We start from the raw sequence: 17,202 nt of genomic DNA, 5'->3' as shown, positions 1-17,202 counted from the left end.
TGAATGTCCATTTTTAATGGAGAGTTTGATCCTGGCTCAGAGTGAACGCTGGCGGCGTGCCTAACACATGCAAGTCGAACGAGAACGGCCCCTGGCTTGCCAGGGGTGTCAGCTAAGTGGCGCACGGGTGAGTAAGGTATAGCTAACGTGCCCTATGGAGGGGGATAACGGCTGGAAACGGCCGCTAATACCCCATATTCCTTCACCACATAAGTGGTGTTGGGAAATGGATTCCGCCATAGGATCGGGCTATATGGTATCAGCTAGTTGGTGAGGTAAGAGCTCACCAAGGCTATGACGCCTAGCTGGTCTGAGAGGATGATCAGCCACACTGGAACTGAGACACGGTCCAGACTCCTACGGGAGGCAGCAGTGGGGAATATTGCACAATGGGCGAAAGCCTGATGCAGCAACGCCGCGTGGAGGATGACACCCTTCGGGGCGTAAACTCCTTTTATAGGGGAAGATAATGACGGTACCCTATGAATAAGCACCGGCTAACTCCGTGCCAGCAGCCGCGGTAATACGGAGGGTGCAAGCGTTACTCGGAATCACTGGGCGTAAAGCGCGCGCAGGCGGGTTGGTAAGTTGGGTGTGAAAGCCTGCAGCTCAACTGCAGAACTGCACCCAAAACTGCCAGCCTAGAGTCTGGGAGAGGTGAGTGGAATTAGTGGTGTAGGGGTAAAATCCGTAGAGATCACTAGGAATACCGAAAGCGAAGGCAACTCACTGGAACAGTACTGACGCTGAGGCGCGAAAGCGTGGGGAGCAAACAGGATTAGATACCCTGGTAGTCCACGCCCTAAACGATGGATGCTAGTCGTTGCCATGCACGTCATGGCAGTGATGCAGCTAACGCATTAAGCATCCCGCCTGGGGAGTACGGTCGCAAGATTAAAACTCAAAGGAATAGACGGGGACCCGCACAAGTGGTGGAGCATGTGGTTTAATTCGAAGATACGCGAAGAACCTTACCCGGCCTTGACATCCCGCGAACCCTCCAGAGATGGAGGGGTGCTACTTCGGTAGAGCGCGGTGACAGGTGCTGCACGGCTGTCGTCAGCTCGTGTCGTGAGATGTTGGGTTAAGTCCCGCAACGAGCGCAACCCTCGTGTCCAGTTGCTAACGGTTCGGCCGAGCACTCTGGACAGACTGCCTGGGTAACCAGGAGGAAGGTGAGGACGACGTCAAGTCATCATGGCCCTTACGGCCGGGGCGACACACGTGCTACAATGGGCAGGACAATGAGATGCGATACCGCGAGGTGGAGCAAATCTAGAAACCTGCTCTCAGTTCGGATTGCAGTCTGCAACTCGACTGCATGAAGCTGGAATCACTAGTAATCGTGGATCAGCCATGCCACGGTGAATACGTTCCCGGGTCTTGTACTCACCGCCCGTCACACCATGGGAGTTGAGTTCACCCGAAGACGGGAAGCTAAACCGGCTACCGTCCACGGTGGGCTCAGCGACTGGGGTGAAGTCGTAACAAGGTAACCGTAGGAGAACCTGCGGTTGGATCACCTCCTTTCAAGAGTACGCACGGCACTTTCTCACGGGAGTGTCGTCAGAGCCCTGAGGGTAGACGGTTGATTGTGAGCCGATATTCGGTTGTCAAAGATCACAGCGTGTTCTTTGAGAGAGTAGAGAAAGAGGGCGTATAGCTCAGCCGGTTAGAGTGCACCCCTGATAAGGGTGAGGTCCCTGGTTCAAGTCCAGGTACGCCCACCAGAGATGGGGAATTAGCTCAGCTGGGAGAGCGCCTGCTTTGCACGCAGGAGGTCGCCGGTTCGATCCCGGCATTCTCCACCAGGTGAAGTTTGATTGAAATCTTTTGCGGAAGATTTCAATTAGACTTCGGTCTAAGGTTATTTAACTTAGCATTGTTAAGAGTCTGACGTAATGCCGCAAAGACTTGAAAAAGAATTTGCGAACAATTACACTGTAAACAGAAATCTTCGAAAGAAGAATTCTTCCAAGCGAAACACTCAGAAGCAACATTGTTTGATGCGTGATGCATTGAGCAAGGTAGTGCCTTAGATTCAAGAGATTGAATCAAGGGCAGACGGTGGATGCCTTGGCACAGAGAGGCGATGAAGGACGTACTAGGCTGCGATAAGCCGCGGGGAGCTGCCAAGAAGCTTTGATCCGCGGATTTCCGAATGGGGCAACCCGGCTGGCTTAACGGCCAGTCACTCCTTTTAGGAGAGCGAACCCGGGGAAGTGAAACATCTCAGTACCCGGAGGAAAAGAAATCAACCGAGATTCCCAAAGTAGCGGCGAGCGAAATGGGATTAGCCCGGTCAGTGATAGCACAGTGGATAGTAGAAGGATCTGGAAAGTTCCGCCATAGAGGGTGAGAGTCCCGTATACGAAATCCATTGTGTGGTACTAGGCTGACGAACGAGTAGGTCGGGACACGAGAAACCCTGACTGAAGATGGGAGGACCACCTTCCAAGGCTAAATACTACTCTGTGACCGATAGTGCACAAGTACCGTGAGGGAAAGGTGAAAAGAACCGCGGTAAGCGGAGTGAAATAGAACCTGAAACCGTCTGCCTACAATCATTCAGAGCCCTATGTTCTTCGGAACAGGGTGATGGACTGCCTTTTGCATAATGAGCCTGCGAGTTGTGGTCACTAGCGAGGTTAAGCACACGCGAAGCCGTAGCGAAAGCGAGTCTGAACAGGGCGAATAGTTAGTGGCTGCAGACCCGAAACTAAGTGATCTATCCATGGGCAGGTTGAAACCGGTGTAAGAGCCGGTGGAGGACCGAACCGGTGGAGGTTTAAAACTCCTCGGATGACCTGTGGATAGGGGTGAAAGGCCAATCAAACTTAGTGATAGCTGGTTCTCTCCGAAATATATTTAGGTATAGCCTCATGTTCGAAGCACAGGGGGGTAGAGCACTGATTCGGCTAGGGCCGTACACCAAGGTACCAAACCGAGTCAAACTCCGAATACCCTGTGTGGATTCATGGGAGTCAGGCCCTGGGTGATAAAATCCAGGGTCGAAAGGGAAACAGCCCAGACTACCAGCTAAGGTCCCCAAGTCCTACTTAAGTGGAAAAGGAGGTGGGGTTGCTTAGACAACCAGGAGGTTGGCTTAGAAGCAGCCATCCTTTAAAGAAAGCGTAACAGCTCACTGGTCTAGCGATCCTGCGCCGAAAATATAACGGGGCTAAAGTAGGCACCGAAGCTGTAGGTTCTCACTGATGTGAGAGCGGTAGGAGAGCGTTCTTGTCAGCGTTGAAGGTGTACCGGTAAGGAGCGCTGGAGCGGCAAGAAGTGAGCATGCAGGCATGAGTAGCGATAAAACAGGTGAGAATCCTGTTCGCCGAAAACCCAAGGTTTCCTACACGATGCTCGTCAATGTAGGGTTAGTCGGGTCCTAAGCCGAGTCCGAAAGGGGTAGGCGATGGCAAATCGGTTAATATTCCGATACCGGCTATGGCGCGCGATGGGGGGACGCATAGGGCTAAGCGAGCTCACTGATGGAATAGTGGGTCGAAGGGTGTAGGCCGCCATCCAGGTAAATCCGGATGGCAGTAAGGCCGAGACCTGACAGGCCCCCTGAAGCCTTCGGGCGGAAGGGGGAAGTCGCTGATGCCGTCGTGCCGAGAAAAGCCTCTAAGTATAGCCATAGTCGCCCGTACCGTAAACCGACACAGGTGGGTGAGATGAGTATTCTAAGGCGCGTGGAAGAACCCTGGTTAAGGAACTCTGCAAACTAGCACCGTACCTTCGGAATAAGGTGTGCCTCCTCGGGTGAAGCTCCTTGCGGGTGGAGCCTGAGAGGTTGCAACAAAGAGTCCCTCCCGACTGTTTATCAAAAAACACAGCACTATGCTAACTCGTAAGAGGATGTATATGGTGTGACGCCTGCCCGGTGCCGGAAGGTTAAGTGATGGGGTTAGCCCTTTGGGCGAAGCTCCTGATCGAAGCCCCGGTAAACGGCGGCCGTAACTATAACGGTCCTAAGGTAGCGAAATTCCTTGTCGGTTAAATACCGACCTGCATGAATGGCGTAACGAGATGGGAGCTGTCTCGACCAGGGATCCAGTGAAATTGTAGTGGAGGTGAAAATTCCTCCTACCCGCGGCAAGACGGAAAGACCCCGTGGACCTTTACTACAGCTTGACACTGCAATCGGGATATACATGTGCAGGATAGGTGGGAGGCTTTGAAGCCAGGGCGCCAGCCCTGGTGGAGCCGTCCTTGAGATACCACCCTTGTATATTCTGGTTGCTAACTTGCGCCAGTTATCCTGGCGGAGGACAATGTCTGGTGGGTAGTTTGACTGGGGCGGTCGCCTCCTAAAAAGTAACGGAGGCTTACAAAGGTTGGCTCATGGCGGTTGGAAATCGCCAGTAGAGTATAATGGTATAAGCCAGCTTGACTGAGAGACACACAAGTCGATCAGAGACGAAAGTCGGTCATAGTGATCCGGTGGTTCTGTGTGGAAGGACCATCGCTCAAAGGATAAAAGGTACCCCGGGGATAACAGGCTGATCTCCCCCAAGAGCTCACATCGACGGGGAGGTTTGGCACCTCGATGTCGGCTCATCGCATCCTGGGGCTGAAGCAGGTCCCAAGGGTATGGCTGTTCGCCATTTAAAGCGGTACGCGAGCTGGGTTCAGAACGTCGTGAGACAGTTCGGTCCCTATCTGCCGTGGGCGTTGGAAGATTGAGGAGAGTTGCCCCTAGTACGAGAGGACCGGGGTGAACGAACCACTGGTGTACCAGTTGTCCTGCCAAGGGCACCGCTGGGTAGCTATGTTCGGATGTGATAACCGCTGAAAGCATCTAAGCGGGAAGCCAACTCCAAGATGAATCTTCCCTGAAGGTCCGTCGAAGACTACGACGTTGATAGGCTGGATGTGTAAGCGATGAAAGTCGTTTAGCTGACCAGTACTAATAGACCGTTTGAAATCTCTTGAAATCTAGGCACTACCTTGCCCAGTGCATCTTGAGCGTTTGATCGTGTATGCATTACCCGGACTCTTAACAATACTAAGTTACCTCTCCCGAGAGAGACAAGCACATTACGATGTGTTTCTCTCTCTCGGTGGTGTCGCTGGCGAGAGGGTCACACCCGGCTCCATTCCGAACCCGGAAGTTAAGCCTCTCAGCGCCGATGATACTGCAGACTACGTCTGTGGGAACGTAGGTCGACGCCACCCTGAGATATCCTCTTATTTTTTAATCTCCCTATTGTTCTATTTATAATGTTTTTTACTTGTAAGAACTTCCAAAATAATTTTTCTTGACCAAATCTGGTTCAGGCCATTGTGCATATTATTCGGATATCATATAAAGCATATCAATGGAGTTGGACAGTCTCTAGATGCCAAAGAATGTGTTTGAGCCGATTCATATCTATTCACAGGATAGTTGCGAGCTTGATCAATATAAACGTATCACTGAACCCCGATGAACTTTCAGTAAGGATTTCATCGGAGAGAAGAGCCCCCCATCCAGAGCATTGGTCGTATTGGCAATGCCAAGATGAGAATGAGTTTTATAAGTGAAAAGATAAAGAAGATTGCGTTCAAGACTTCGATAGGCTGAACGGAGTCGATCGTGGGTGTAGTGCCATCCGCGAGGAGAATCATCTTCCGTTTTCTCTTCATAGAAGTCCTTGTGTCTCTGAAGCCAAGCTTCTGGCATATAACGGAAACGACAGGGAGTGGTTTTGCCGAGATATGATGCAATACGTTTGAGATCCCTGGAAGCTTGATAGGTGGGTCTGCGCGTAAGATAACGGGTCAATATCGCCTGTTGGTGAAAGTGGCACATTTGAACCGGAAGATCAGCAAAGAGCCCGAATAATCCCCGTCGGCCATCGACGGTCGCTGCCTGAATTACAAAGCCCTGATCGAGAAGGCTTTGACGAATCATCGCATATTCATTGAGTGTCTCAGTCTGAATAAAACGATACGCTACTGGTTGGCCACTCAGAACATCCTTGGCCACAAGAACACCAAAGCCTTCTCCCCGTTTTCCGAAGAATGTCGCATCGATGACCAAAGTGACCGGCCTGGGACGAGGTAAAGCCTTCTGCGGTTCATAGCTATGAATCTGACGTTGAATCCACTCCCGATCCTTATGATAGGTCCGGGATAAGGCTTTGAGGGTTTGGTGTTCATAGAAGTAGGCAATAAAAAGTTGTTTCTGTATTCGGGAAGGACGTCTACTTGAAGAAAAGCCATGCCGACAGCTTTAACAAAAATAGCGCTGAATTCCGGCTCTTTTCCCATTCTTTTTCGTCTGCCGGGAACCGCATATAGGGCACTTTTTTACAAGCCATCTGTAAAAAAGTCCTTTTTAGACCCTATATTACCGAAGCTATAGAGGATTTTTAGCAACCCGAAAAACCGCTTTAGCTCGAAATATAAAAAAAGGATGGAATTAGAGTCTCAATTGATAATTGGTAGTTAATTCCACCTTAGTACAGGTGGAATTAAGAGAAAGCTGCATTTAAAAACGGTAGCTGATACCCACCATTACCCGGTTATCATTATAATCGACATTAGAAGGACCGGCATGTACAAACTGTGCCGTATCATAATCTGTATAGCGATACTCGATACGGGCATGGATATTTGTCGTCAGCTTCATTTCTACACCGGCGCCAATGGTCCATCCGTTGACAGTATCCTTTTTGCTACCCCACCCCCCATCGGGAATATAGGAAGTTTCCAGCTCTGTCCACGCAACACCACCGGTTACGTAAGGCATCCATGTATCATCGATCACTTTACCGATTCTCAAAAGAATCGCAGCATCCCAGTTCTGTTCGACTTTGTACTTTTCTCCACCCATACCACCACTAAGGCCTTCATCATCTGCAGAGATGAAATTACCTGCAACTTCGAGGCCAATAAGAAAGTCGTTCTCCAGCAGCCAATTATAACCGGCATAAACTCCACCTCCGAATCCATCGGGGTCGAGGCTGAAATTGCTGGGATAGGCGGGGATATTTACATCCGCATTTCCCCAGATTCCTCCCGCCTGCAGACCGACGTAGAAGCCGCTCCAACTATCGGCAGGTGCGGGAGCGACAGGAACGATGTCTCCTCCTGCCATTGCGAAACTACTCAATGCGACAGCTGTTGTTAACGAAAATATAACCCTTCTCATTTTAACTCCTTTTTTTAGAATCGCTTTATGATCGCACAAAAGATGTTAAATCAAAATTAAACCAAATTATTTATATTGGAATATTTAGAAGTTCATAATGTATTTGATTGTAGATAGATCCCATCTTATGGAGTGGGATAATAAAAAATGAAGAGATGAAACAAATTATCGGGTTCAATCGACCGGCCGATACTCTTTTTCTTTTTTCTTCTTCTTTTCAAGCGCCTCTTTTTTCTTCCGTTCCATCATCACGGCATCTTTGAGCTCCTCTTCACCGTCGAAGCGTGCGCCGTCGAGGAATTTGCTCTGGTCCTCGAATTGCCCGCTGCGCAGTCCCCAGAGCAGGGCGATGAGTCCCAGGGCTCCGAGAAAAGTGGAGACCCCAAGCATCAGGGCCATAATCGAATCGCTCATTGTCGTTCTCCTTTTAGTCGAAGGCGCAAATTTTTGCGCCGGTCATTGGGAATCGGTATCACCTTCGGTGACGATTCCAATAGAGGCGTTGCAAAGCAACGCAAACCGAAATTCCTCATTCCTCATTCCTCATTCCTCATTTCTTTAGTTTGATTCTCGTCGAGTTCCCCACAACGAAGAGGGAACTGAGGCTCATCGAGAGGGCAGCGACAAGGGGGTTGACGAAGCCCAGCACCGCCAGAGGGACGGCCACGAGGTTATAAAGCAGTGAAAAGCCAAGATTCTGTTTGACGGTGCGGAAGGTTTGCCGACCGATCCGGTAGGCGGCCAGGAGGCTTTCGGGCTTGTCTTCCAGGAGTACCACATCGCTCACTTCGATAGCCACATCGGCGCCGCTGCCCATAGCGATGGCGATATCGCTGGAGGCAAGGGCCACGGCGTCGTTGATTCCGTCGCCAGCCATGACGACGATGTGCCCCTCTTCGTGGTAGCCTTGGATCTTCTCCGCCTTTTCCTGGGGCAGGAGCCTGGCGTGGACCTCTTCGATCCCTACTTCTTCCGCCACTTTTTTGGCACTGGCTTCGTGATCTCCGGTGAGCATCACCACCCAGATCCCCATCGCTTTGAGGTGGGTAATCACTTCCCGGATACCGGGGCGGATGCGGTCGCGCAGCTCGAATTCTGCGGCGATTTTGCCGTCGACGGCATAGACGAAAAGTGTATGCTCGCTTTCGAAGTCGCAGGCGATCCCCAGGCTTTGCATCAGCTCCCGGTTGCCCCCGGCCAGCTTTTTGCCGTCGCAGAGCGCCGTGACTCCTTTGGCTTCGATGCTCTTGAGTTCGCTGAGTTTGATCTCGGCCAGATTCTCATAATGCTCCAGCAAATAGCGTTCGATCCCCCGACTGACGGGGTGGTTGGAGCTATGCACCAGTGCCAAAAGCTCGGCGGGGTCGAAGCTCTCATAGGTTTTGATCGAGAGGACGCTGGGGCGCCCTTCGGTGATGGTACCGGTCTTGTCCAGTGCCAAAAGGTCGCTTTTGGCCATCGTCTCCAATTGCGCCGCCTCTTTGAAGAGGATTCCCTCTTTGGCGGCCCGGCCGATACCCACCAGGGTCGCCATCGGGGTGGCCAGGCCCAGAGCACAGGGGCAGGCGATGACGATAACGCTGATGGCGACGATGAGCGCCGTCTCAAAGGAGCCGCTGTGCCAATACCAGCCGGCAAAGGTGAGCAGGGCAATGCTCAGGATCGCCACGGAGAAGTAGCCTGAGACCACGTTGGCCAGCTGTTCGATTCGGGGCTTTTTGGTCACGGCGTCGCTGAGCAGCTCGGTGATCTGGCTCAGCAGCGAATCGCCGGCCCGCTTGGTCGCCTCGTAGCGTACCACCGAATCGAGGCAGATGGTCCCGCTGAGGATCTCGTCGCCGGGCTCCTTGAAGACCGGTTCGCTCTCGCCGGTGAGGGAACTCTCGTCGAAGAGGGCTTTGCCGCTGCGCAGGATACCGTCTACGGCCACTTTCTCCCCCGGTTTGAGTTCGATGAGGTCCCCGATCTCGATATTCTCCACGCTGACAAGGGCTTTGGATCCGTCGGCTTTGACCACCATAGCCTCGGTAGGCATGGAGCCGATGATCCGATCGAGGGTGTCGGCGGCCTGCTTTTTGCTCAGCACTTCGAGGTATTTGCCCACCAGGACGAAGGTGATGATCATCGTCACCGAGTCGAAGTAGACTTCCCCTTTGTGGGTGATCATCGCGTAGATGGAGTAGAGGTAGGCCAGGGTGGCGCCGGTGGCCACCAGGACGTCCATATTGATGAGGCGGTTCTTGAGTCCGTACCAGGCCCCCCGAAAGAAGATCCAGCCGCTGTAGAAGAGGGTGGGGGTAGCCAGGATGAATTCGGCGATATTGAGGATGTTTTTGTGTCCCTGCTCCATCCCGGTGAAGTAGCCGGCGTATTGGGCGATGGCGATCCACATAATGTTCATTGTGGCGAAGACGCCGACGAGGATGCGGGAGTAGTAGTCGTTGCGGGTCTTGACGGCCCGCTCCTCCTGGAGCGCCGGGTCGTAGGGGTAGGCGTTGTAGCCGATATTGCGGATGGTCTCGATGATCTGGGAGAGTTTGATCTGTTCGGGGTCCCAGACCACCTTGGCTTTGTTGTTGGAGTAGTTGATGGTCGCTTCGATGATGCCGGGGGTCTGGTGGAGCACCTTTTCGTTGAGCCAGACACAGGCGGAGCAGTGGATTCCCTCGATGATGAGGTGGATCTCGTTGAACCCCTCCGGCGTGGTGCGGACATATTTCTTGTGAAAGCCCTCCAGGTCGAAACGGGCCAGCTCTTCGCCTTTTTTGAGGGCGGTCTCGGCCGGTTCGAGGGTCTGGTTGCCGAGCTTGTCGTAGAAGCTCTCCAACCCCTCCTCTTTGAGCAGATGGTAAACCCCCTGGCAGCCGCGGCAGCAGAAGTGGAGCTTTTTGCCCTTCTCCTCTTCGGTGATCATTACCGATTCGTCAAACTCCAGATGACAGTGGGTACAGGGGACTCTGGCCAATCGAACGCTCCAAACTATAGATGGGGCATTTTAGCCAAAAAGGGTAAATCTTTGCTCGGACATAGATGAGGGTGATTTACCGATACCAGTTAAAATCCCCGCTCGCAAACCCGATCGGATCCTCGCTGATGAATCTCTGAATCGTAGGATCATAATAGCGGGCGCGGTAGTAGTAGAGCTCTTGGGTGTCAAACTCCCTGCCGGTGTAGGCGTAGGGGTTGTTGGTCTCTACACTCCTGGTATGGCTTAGGATTTTACCATAGTGGTTGTCGTAGGTAAAGGATTCTACTACTTCTCCGCTGCTGTCGGTCAGGACTACGATGGAGCCCTATGGCGGGCGAGGTTCTCGGATTAGGTTTGTTTGGTATCGTAATTGTATAAAACACTAAATCTTATTACAAAATCTTTTAAAGTCATATCCAAAATTGTATGTAATAATTCTTCATCGTCGATTTTTTCTTTACCAAACAACTTAATATTGAGTACATAAATATTTATATTTTTGTATATTTCTATGTATTTCTGATATTGCCTGTCTATAAAATACAACTAATCATAAACAGCATGAGAACAATAATGATCATTATGCCTAAAAAGAAATTTATTTAAAGTGATATTTTAATTTGTATTTTTTATGGGAAGACAAAATATATTATAGATCTTTTGATCCAACAGATATGGGAGCTGTTCACAATTCAAGTATTTTGATAGATTGTCAAGAAAGTGTTTTTTGCTTTTTTGATAAAAGATTATATTCCTCGGGAATATAACTAATATCTTTTTTGCAGATTTCCGCAAAATGCTTTTCAATTTCCGACATCCAATCTCGTACACTAGTATATTTCAATCTGTCATAAATAAGTGCAAAGATCACAACGATGAAAATGAGTATGAGATATATCATTCTAGACTACCTTTAATAAATAATTCGCCAAAGGACCCAAAAAATACCCTGTTGAAAAAGCCCAGATACCAATAGTGGCATCCCCAAATTTTCAAGTAGTTATTGTTAATAAGAATCCCCCGTCTTTAAACTGGAAAGTAGAAGCAAATTATATTTTTTTTCATATTCATAAAGTTTCAGAACTTTAGTGGAATTTTCCTTTGTCGCATTTGCATCATTAATACCAACACATATGTACCCCTGCTTCAATATAATATTTTCATCATCAATGCCAGGGATTTTTTCACTTAAACCTTTTAAGCATAAAAATTTTTTTATATAATTGTCATTTTGTCTAACCTTAGTTTTCAAGTCATAAATATTAAATTTTTTGTAGAATAAGATCATATCATTTTTTGATTCAATATTATATACACAAGTATCTTTCTTGTTGCATCCAAATAAAAAGAAAACTGATATCAAGAATATCATTTTAATAATTTTCAACTTTGTATAGGTCATCTTCTTAAAGATTTAATATTCTCAAAATTATGTTTTGCAGAATATTCAAAAAAGTAAAAGAAATCATCCATTTCAAACGGATCGATATCTTTTGACCACTGTTTACAAAGATAATCTACTGTATTATTGATTTTTATCTTTACTAATCTTATCAAAAAGTAGAAATCATTTATTTTAATTGCAATATCATTATTCATTCTATAGTATTTTTTATCCCAGATGAAAAAAACTTCTCCATTTAGATAAAACAATCCTGTTGTGACGATTTTCTTTTTAAACAACCCACATTTTTCAAAAGCCACCCAGCCAGTGAACTTGTCATGCTTGATACTGTTTTCCAGCAGGAGTAAGACATTTTTATCCAAGTCGTAGAGATACAGTTTGTCGCTGTAATAGTCTGACAAAACAATGTTATTAGCAGGCATAAGACTCCTCCGGCTCTAAGCCGTTTTTCATTGGGTGGTTTCTTCCCTTTTCCCTCTTTGCTCTTGCATCCATCGCTCCAGGTCCTCTTTGAGCTCCTGGGCATTGGAGTTGCGTAGATAGTAGATTTTTCCGTCTTTGAGGGTGAGTTTGACCACCGGTTTGTAGAAGCGGAGCATCGCACCCAGGGTTCGTCGCCATTTTCGTTCCCGGGCGGGGACGACGTCGATGGCGGCGATCTGGTCCTTGTCGATGGCGAGTACGCGGTTGCCCAGGGCGATCATCCTGTCATCCGTGACAAAGAGTTTGGCGTAATAGCGCCAGAGGAGGTAGTAAAGACCCACATAGAGGGCCAAAAAGAGGAAGAACTCCAGGAACCATATGAGATGCCCCAGGGGCGCGTCGATGCGTTCGACCCAGTAGGGATCGTGAAAGATCCATTTGCCCACCAGGTAGATGACCCACCCTTCGGCCAGCGCGGCGAGGAGGTAGGTGACGATGAAAATGAGCGTCCCGGTGAAACGGCTGCTGAGACGGCGACTCAGTCTGACGTCCCGTTGGGTGAAGCGTATTCCCTTGATCCTCATCAGCCATGAGGGGTAGAAGACTATGGTCAGGATAAAAAGAATTAAAGTCAGCAGGCTCATAGCCACAAGCTCCATGGGGAAGAAGGCGTAATCCCTCCAGACCTTCAGATAGCGGTGCCGGGGAGCGAAAGCTTCCGAAACCGTTCGGGCGAAGGTCTCGGGGGTGATCGACTTGAAGAGATCGTAGGGGGTTTTGTCGGTGATATTGAAATCTTCCCGCAGGTATTGCATGGCTCCCAGCATACTCATCAGTGTATCGGTGTCGTGCTCGATGTCAGTGAAATTCTCTTTTTCATACCTCCAGAGCGTCTTTTCGATGAGGGGGTGCGGCATCTTTTGGCGGTCGGCGGAGATCATCGCTTCGGCGGCGTGGATGTTGGCGTCGAAACTGCGGTGGGGGCCGTCGAGGGAAATCCCCATCACCTGGGCATATCCCCGGCCGAAGGAGGTGGCGCTGACGGTATAGGTCTTCCCCGCGCGGTTGCGCAGTTGCTGCTGGAGTCGCTCGGCCAGCATATCGGTATAGGCATCGAGGATCAGATAGCGACGGTAATCCTTCATCACAAACATCGTCGCGACACTGGCGTAGCTCTTGGGGGAGCCCAGATTATAGGCGGCGTAGGGTTTCTTCGGCAGCCGCGGTTGGGGGTGGGGTTCGCTGACGCTGAGGGTCCCGCGGCGTTTAGTTTTGCCGAAACTCTCCCGGATGGTTTGCCGCATACGCTCGGGGTCGAAGTTCCCGGCGACGAAAAGTTTCATATTGGCCGGGTAGTAGTAGGTACGGTAGCGCCTGAGAACATCGCCGAGGGTAAAGCGTCGGTTGTTGATCTGGGCGATGTAGGGGGAGGGGAGTTCTTTTTGTTTGGGGAGCGAAAACCAGTCACGGTAGAGATCCTCCGATGGGGGAGTGATGGTCTGGATGAGACGGCCGATCTTATAGAAAATCTGATAGATCAAGTGAGGTTCACCGATCTCGATCTGGAGGGCTTTTTTCTCGACGTTCAGATCCTCCTGGGTGAGGTTCTTATCCAGCAGCATCTGCGCGAAGCTTTGAATGAGCCACTCGGCCTTGGGGGGCGCGATGGTGGCGTAGTAGTCGGTCTCGTAACGTTTGGTGCTTGCATTGACCCCGGTGCCGCCCTGGTCTTTGATGTAGTCGAGATAGTCGTGATGGGGGATGCGCCGGTCGCGGAAGACCATATGCTCCACCAGGTGGGAGAGGCCGTAATTCTTTTCGTTTTCATTGTCGTATCCCACTCCGACATCGACTTCGGCCTGGACTTTTGATGCCTTGGGGTCGGGAAGCAGATAGACCTGCATCCCGTTGGGGAGTCGATAGTAGATCACCCTTTTGAACGGGTCGGGGTGGGTATGGGAGCTTTGGTTGTTCTCCGATGTAGTCGAAGCGGCCATCGCTGTTATGCCATAGGTGGCAAGCAGCAATGCGATGGTCGATCTTTTGAAAAAGCGCATTAATTTTTCGGTTCCGCTCACGGTGCGATCCCCCTTTTGGTTTCATATTTGAACTGCACATCAGGCTTGAGTACTGCGTCGAAGTCGTAAGTCTCTTTGCCGTTGAGGTAGTAGTGCTCCACGACGACGGTGGCGATTTCTCCGCTGGGGATGTTTTTCATATAGTCCATAAATTGCCGGTGGGTCGCATTTTCGATGCGTGTGGGACCTTCCCCGACGGCGTAGATCTTGTCTCCCCTCTCCAGGCCGAGGCGCACCTGTGCCGGGGAGCCCGGCCAGACGTAACGGATCCAGGCCCGGACATCCTCCCGGCGGTCCCCGGGGTGGTAGTAGCCCCGAACCCAGAAGCCCCATCGCGTATCTTTGGGCTTCGGTTTATCGGGGGTATAGAGGTAGCCGTTACGGCCTATTCCGTAGCCGTCGAAAGCGTAAGCGTAATAGATCCCTTCCCCCTGAAGGCGTTTGGCCGTGTCGAAATGCCACTGCATCTGGGTATTGAAATGCAGCACCTGGGCCATCGTGGCGATGTCGAGCCTCCATTTGCCCTCTTCTTTCCTGAAAAAGTAGGGAGAGCATTTGCGGTTTTTGTCGTAGGGGAGTACGGCAAGCACCGCATGAGTTCGATCGGGGTTGTAGAGGGTCTCCATCCGGTCGATACAGGGGGAGAGGAAGCGCACTTCGTTGTTCTGGTTGACCTCGGTGACGGTCCAATGGTGAAAAAACTTCCTGCTTGCCTCGGTGTAGATGTCGAGGTCGGGGTTTTTGTTGTGCTTTTTGAGTACCTCGTTGAGGTAGCGTTTCAGGACGGCTTTGGGGGGTTCGGCTGCCTTGACCGTCACTTGGGCCCCCTCTTTGGCGTGGGGGTCTTTTTGTCCGATGTGGGCTTTGTTTTTGGCCCCGCCTCCGATCGATTTGGTCTTCATGGGCGGGAGAAACTCTTTGCCGGCCGCTGCGTCGTTGAGCCGGTCTTTGATCAGCTCCATTGCCATAAAGACCCCTTCGGCGATGGATTGGTCGCGGAAATAGGGGATGAAGCCCTTGCGCTCGATGTAGCTAACAAAAGCGTCGGTGAAGATGGGCTCCAGCGCTTCCGAAACCTCCAGGCGCACCTTGTCCTGAACGGGGTTGATCACCAGGAGAAGGGCTTTACCGCTGTGGCTGCGGCTCTCTTTCATCAGTGTGTTGAAGCGGCGGTTGGCGTAAAGGTCGATATCGCCGTCGTCGATGGTGGTTACGACTCTGAAATCGATGTCATAACGCTTTTTGAGCCAGCGGTTGTATCGGGTGAATTCCCGGACGAATCTGTCATTGTCCAGCAGTACGGCGGCATCGTCGTAGATGATCTGTGCGGCCGGAGCCTGTGAGGCCACGCTCCGGGAGTTCTCCGCCTGATTTTGGCAGCCGATGAAGAGGGTGGAGATCGTCAGGAAGATCAGGGTTTTGACCAGGGTTTTCATAGATTCAGCTCCAGGGGTTTTTCTGAGCCGGGTGCGGCTTTGAAATAGGCTTTGCGCCGGAAGTGGGCGAAGCCCGCCACGATGCTGGCGGGAAAGGTGCGCATATAGCGGTTGAAATCCCCGACCGCTTCGTTGAACTGCATACGGGTGATGTTGATGCGGTTCTCGGCTCCCTCGATCTGGGATTGCAACTGCAAAAACTGCTCCGAAGAGCGCAGAACGGGGTAATTTTCCGCCACGGCGAAGAGCCGGGCGGTCTGTTTCCGCAGCGCTTTTTGCAGGGTGTCGAGTTTGGCGAGCCGCGTTTCGTCGGGGCCGCTGGAACTCTCTTTGAGCACCGAAGCGGCCTGGGCGCGCAGTGCGGCGATCTTCGTGTAGAGGTCGCGTTCGTGTTTGGCGTAGGCTTTGACGGTTTTGACCAGGTTGGGCAGCAGATCGACCTTGCGCTGGAGATTGCTCTCTACTTGCGACCAGGCGGTTTTGACCGCCTCTTCTTTGGCCACCAGGGTGTTGTAGCTCAGGATGAACCAGATCAGCATCCCCGCCGCCAGCAGCCCCAGCACGATGAGGAGGTAGGCTCCTACGCCCCGTTTGCTCCGCGTGATTTCATTCTCTTTCATTCTTCCTCCTTGTTGCTTGGTAATGGCCCGATCAGCCTGGCCAGGGCACCGACAAGCCCCCGGCGCAGCCGGAGATATTCGCTTCGGGTTTCGGCCCGCTCGTTTCGACATTGCCGTAGAGCCGTCTCCAGCTCGTATCGCCAGGAATCGACGGGATTTTCGTCGGGGTCGAGGCGAAGGACAAATTCACGGCGATCGGCGGAAGGCTCCTCCTGCTTGGATCTGCCGGCTTTTTTCTCCAGGGCCTCCTGCATCAAAAGCAGATGCTCCTCCTCGGCATCCAGTTGCCCCAGTCGCGCCGCTTTTTTACCCAGAGCGGCATAGGAGAGCCTGGCAAGCAGATAAAGTACCACGTAAGCCACACAAGTCCACAGCAGCAGGACGATTCCAAAAAGGGCGTAGCCCGCTATGCCGCTTTGCACCGGGGCATTGAGGTTTTGACGGACATCTTCGACAGCCTGGGGAGCGGAGGCCGTGCCTGTGACGAGCCAAAAGAGCAGGATCATACTCTCCAACAGAAACACCCCGATCCACTCCATGGTGTGGGATCTCGGGGGGAGATCATCGGCGGGGCGGCTTTGGAGGGAACCGCGCAGCTCGATGGCCTCTTTTTCGTCGAGGATCCCTTTTGCCAGCATTTGCCGGATTCGTTCTTCATAGTTCACCGTTGATCTCCTTGATACGTCGGATTCCCTCTTTGGCCGAGATTGTGCCGCTTTCGATGGCTTCGAGGATCTCTGTGATCGTCTGTTCGTCATGCTCTTTGAGTTTCTTGAGGGCCAGGGAGAGGGCATTGAGCCTCTTTTTGAGGGTGGGATAGCTGATATCGAGGGCTTCGCTCATCTCTTTGAGATTGCCGCCATACTCGATGAGGGTCTCGGCCAAACGTTGGAATTGGGCATCGAGGCGAGCAAGCCTGGGAAGGATGAATTCCCCTTCGTATGCGGTCTTGCATGCATCGCATCGAAGCTTCACCGCCTGGAGCGGTTCATGGCAGATGGGGCACTCTTTCATCTATAGCCTTTTAATATAATTAAAAAATTATATCCTGAATTTTAATTATATTCAAATACAAATCTAACACACAGAATAAGATCAAGGGAAACATTTCCAAAGTTTATGCAAGAG

12 protein-coding genes, 2 tRNA genes, 3 rRNA genes and 1 pseudogene are annotated in these 17,202 nt (G+C 51.2%); 5 read left to right on the top strand and 13 right to left on the bottom strand.

The genetic code is table 11. The features are described from left to right. Window positions 1-13: 13 nt before the first annotated feature. The 5 genes from NITSA_RS08530 to rrf all read left to right on the top strand — a co-directional run bounded on the left by NITSA_RS08530 (window position 14) and on the right by rrf (window position 5,184). Window positions 14-1,530, top strand: a 16S ribosomal RNA gene (locus NITSA_RS08530). 123 nt (window positions 1,531-1,653) lie between these two features. Then, window positions 1,654-1,730 (top strand) — tRNA-Ile (locus NITSA_RS08525). A 5-nt stretch (window positions 1,731-1,735) separates the two neighbouring features. Continuing rightward, window positions 1,736-1,811: transfer RNA gene (locus tag NITSA_RS08520), tRNA-Ala, on the top strand. Between the two features lie 233 nt (window positions 1,812-2,044). Continuing rightward, window positions 2,045-4,940 (top strand): 23S ribosomal RNA (locus tag NITSA_RS08515). Window positions 4,941-5,068: 128 nt separating this feature from the next. After that, window positions 5,069-5,184, top strand: a 5S ribosomal RNA gene (rrf, locus tag NITSA_RS08510). Together the 16S, 23S and 5S rRNA genes with 2 tRNA genes alongside form the textbook arrangement of a ribosomal RNA operon. A gap of 223 nt (window positions 5,185-5,407) precedes the next feature. Here rrf and NITSA_RS11160 read toward each other — a convergent pair. From NITSA_RS11160 to NITSA_RS08445, 13 genes and pseudogenes are all read right to left on the bottom strand, one after another. Further along, window positions 5,408-6,208, bottom strand: a pseudogene (locus NITSA_RS11160) (IS256 family transposase, variant Zn-binding type); the annotation flags it as partial. Window positions 6,209-6,223: 15 nt separating this feature from the next. After that, window positions 6,224-6,289 (bottom strand): transposase-like zinc-binding domain-containing protein, encoded by a 66-nt coding sequence (locus tag NITSA_RS11785; protein WP_425357272.1) that lies wholly within the window; start codon window positions 6,287-6,289, stop codon window positions 6,224-6,226. A 192-nt stretch (window positions 6,290-6,481) separates the two neighbouring features. After that, window positions 6,482-7,144 (bottom strand): outer membrane protein, encoded by a 663-nt coding sequence (locus NITSA_RS08500; protein WP_013554614.1) that lies wholly within the window; start codon window positions 7,142-7,144, stop codon window positions 6,482-6,484. A 174-nt stretch (window positions 7,145-7,318) separates the two neighbouring features. After that, window positions 7,319-7,558, bottom strand: coding sequence for a cbb3-type cytochrome oxidase assembly protein CcoS (ccoS, locus tag NITSA_RS08495; protein ID WP_013554613.1), 240 nt, complete (start codon window positions 7,556-7,558; stop codon window positions 7,319-7,321). Window positions 7,559-7,694: 136 nt separating this feature from the next. Continuing rightward, window positions 7,695-10,109: a heavy metal translocating P-type ATPase gene (locus tag NITSA_RS08490; protein ID WP_013554612.1), complete on the bottom strand. Its 2,415-nt coding sequence runs from the start codon at window positions 10,107-10,109 to the stop codon at window positions 7,695-7,697. A 76-nt stretch (window positions 10,110-10,185) separates the two neighbouring features. Then, window positions 10,186-10,362 (bottom strand): RHS repeat-associated core domain-containing protein, encoded by a 177-nt coding sequence (locus NITSA_RS11780; protein WP_425357271.1) that lies wholly within the window; start codon window positions 10,360-10,362, stop codon window positions 10,186-10,188. Between the two features lie 756 nt (window positions 10,363-11,118). Further along, the gene (locus NITSA_RS08475; protein WP_148224966.1) at window positions 11,119-11,484 is read right to left on the bottom strand and encodes a hypothetical protein; all 366 of its coding nucleotides are present in this window, start codon (window positions 11,482-11,484) and stop codon (window positions 11,119-11,121) included. 26 nt (window positions 11,485-11,510) lie between these two features. Further along, a complete protein-coding gene (locus NITSA_RS08470; RefSeq protein ID WP_013554609.1) occupies window positions 11,511-11,939 on the bottom strand; it encodes a hypothetical protein in 429 nt (142 codons plus the stop codon). Between the two features lie 27 nt (window positions 11,940-11,966). After that, window positions 11,967-14,018, bottom strand: coding sequence for a M16 family metallopeptidase (locus NITSA_RS08465; protein ID WP_013554608.1), 2,052 nt, complete (start codon window positions 14,016-14,018; stop codon window positions 11,967-11,969). Beyond that, complete coding sequence (locus NITSA_RS08460) at window positions 14,015-15,454, bottom strand: TPM domain-containing protein (RefSeq protein ID WP_013554607.1); 1,440 nt, start codon at window positions 15,452-15,454, stop codon at window positions 14,015-14,017. Before NITSA_RS08460 ends, NITSA_RS08465 begins: the two co-directional genes overlap by 4 nt. Continuing rightward, entirely contained in the window at window positions 15,451-16,074 is a 624-nt protein-coding gene (locus NITSA_RS08455; protein ID WP_013554606.1) for a LemA family protein, read from the bottom strand. Before NITSA_RS08455 ends, NITSA_RS08460 begins: the two co-directional genes overlap by 4 nt. Beyond that, on the bottom strand, window positions 16,071-16,739 hold the full coding sequence (locus tag NITSA_RS11315) for a hypothetical protein (protein WP_013554605.1): 669 nt from the start codon (window positions 16,737-16,739) through the stop codon (window positions 16,071-16,073). The genes NITSA_RS08455 and NITSA_RS11315 overlap by 4 nt, the downstream gene beginning before the upstream one ends. Then, window positions 16,729-17,088, bottom strand: coding sequence for a DUF2089 domain-containing protein (locus tag NITSA_RS08445; protein WP_013554604.1), 360 nt, complete (start codon window positions 17,086-17,088; stop codon window positions 16,729-16,731). Before NITSA_RS08445 ends, NITSA_RS11315 begins: the two co-directional genes overlap by 11 nt. Window positions 17,089-17,202 lie beyond the last annotated feature (114 nt).

Origin of the sequence: Nitratifractor salsuginis DSM 16511 (assembly GCF_000186245.1) — a bacterium.
GTDB classification, from domain to species: domain Bacteria; phylum Campylobacterota; class Campylobacteria; order Campylobacterales; family Sulfurovaceae; genus Nitratifractor; species Nitratifractor salsuginis.
The sequence above is the reverse complement of the archived record's forward strand: the minus strand, read 5'-3'. Positions and strand labels throughout refer to the sequence as shown.

Excerpts from the sequence above, each read along its gene's own strand:
- NITSA_RS08455 (WP_013554606.1), bottom strand. The coding sequence starts at position 16,074 with ATGAAAGAGAATGAAATCACGCGGAGCAAACGGGGCGTAGGAGCCTAC.
- NITSA_RS08500 (WP_013554614.1), bottom strand. The coding sequence starts at position 7,144 with ATGAGAAGGGTTATATTTTCGTTAACAACAGCTGTCGCATTGAGTAGT.
- NITSA_RS08475 (WP_148224966.1), bottom strand. The coding sequence starts at position 11,484 with ATGATATTCTTGATATCAGTTTTCTTTTTATTTGGATGCAACAAGAAA.
- NITSA_RS08445 (WP_013554604.1), bottom strand. The coding sequence starts at position 17,088 with ATGAAAGAGTGCCCCATCTGCCATGAACCGCTCCAGGCGGTGAAGCTT.
- NITSA_RS08460 (WP_013554607.1), bottom strand. The coding sequence starts at position 15,454 with ATGAAAACCCTGGTCAAAACCCTGATCTTCCTGACGATCTCCACCCTC.
- ccoS (WP_013554613.1), bottom strand. The coding sequence starts at position 7,558 with ATGAGCGATTCGATTATGGCCCTGATGCTTGGGGTCTCCACTTTTCTC.
- NITSA_RS08470 (WP_013554609.1), bottom strand. The coding sequence starts at position 11,939 with ATGCCTGCTAATAACATTGTTTTGTCAGACTATTACAGCGACAAACTG.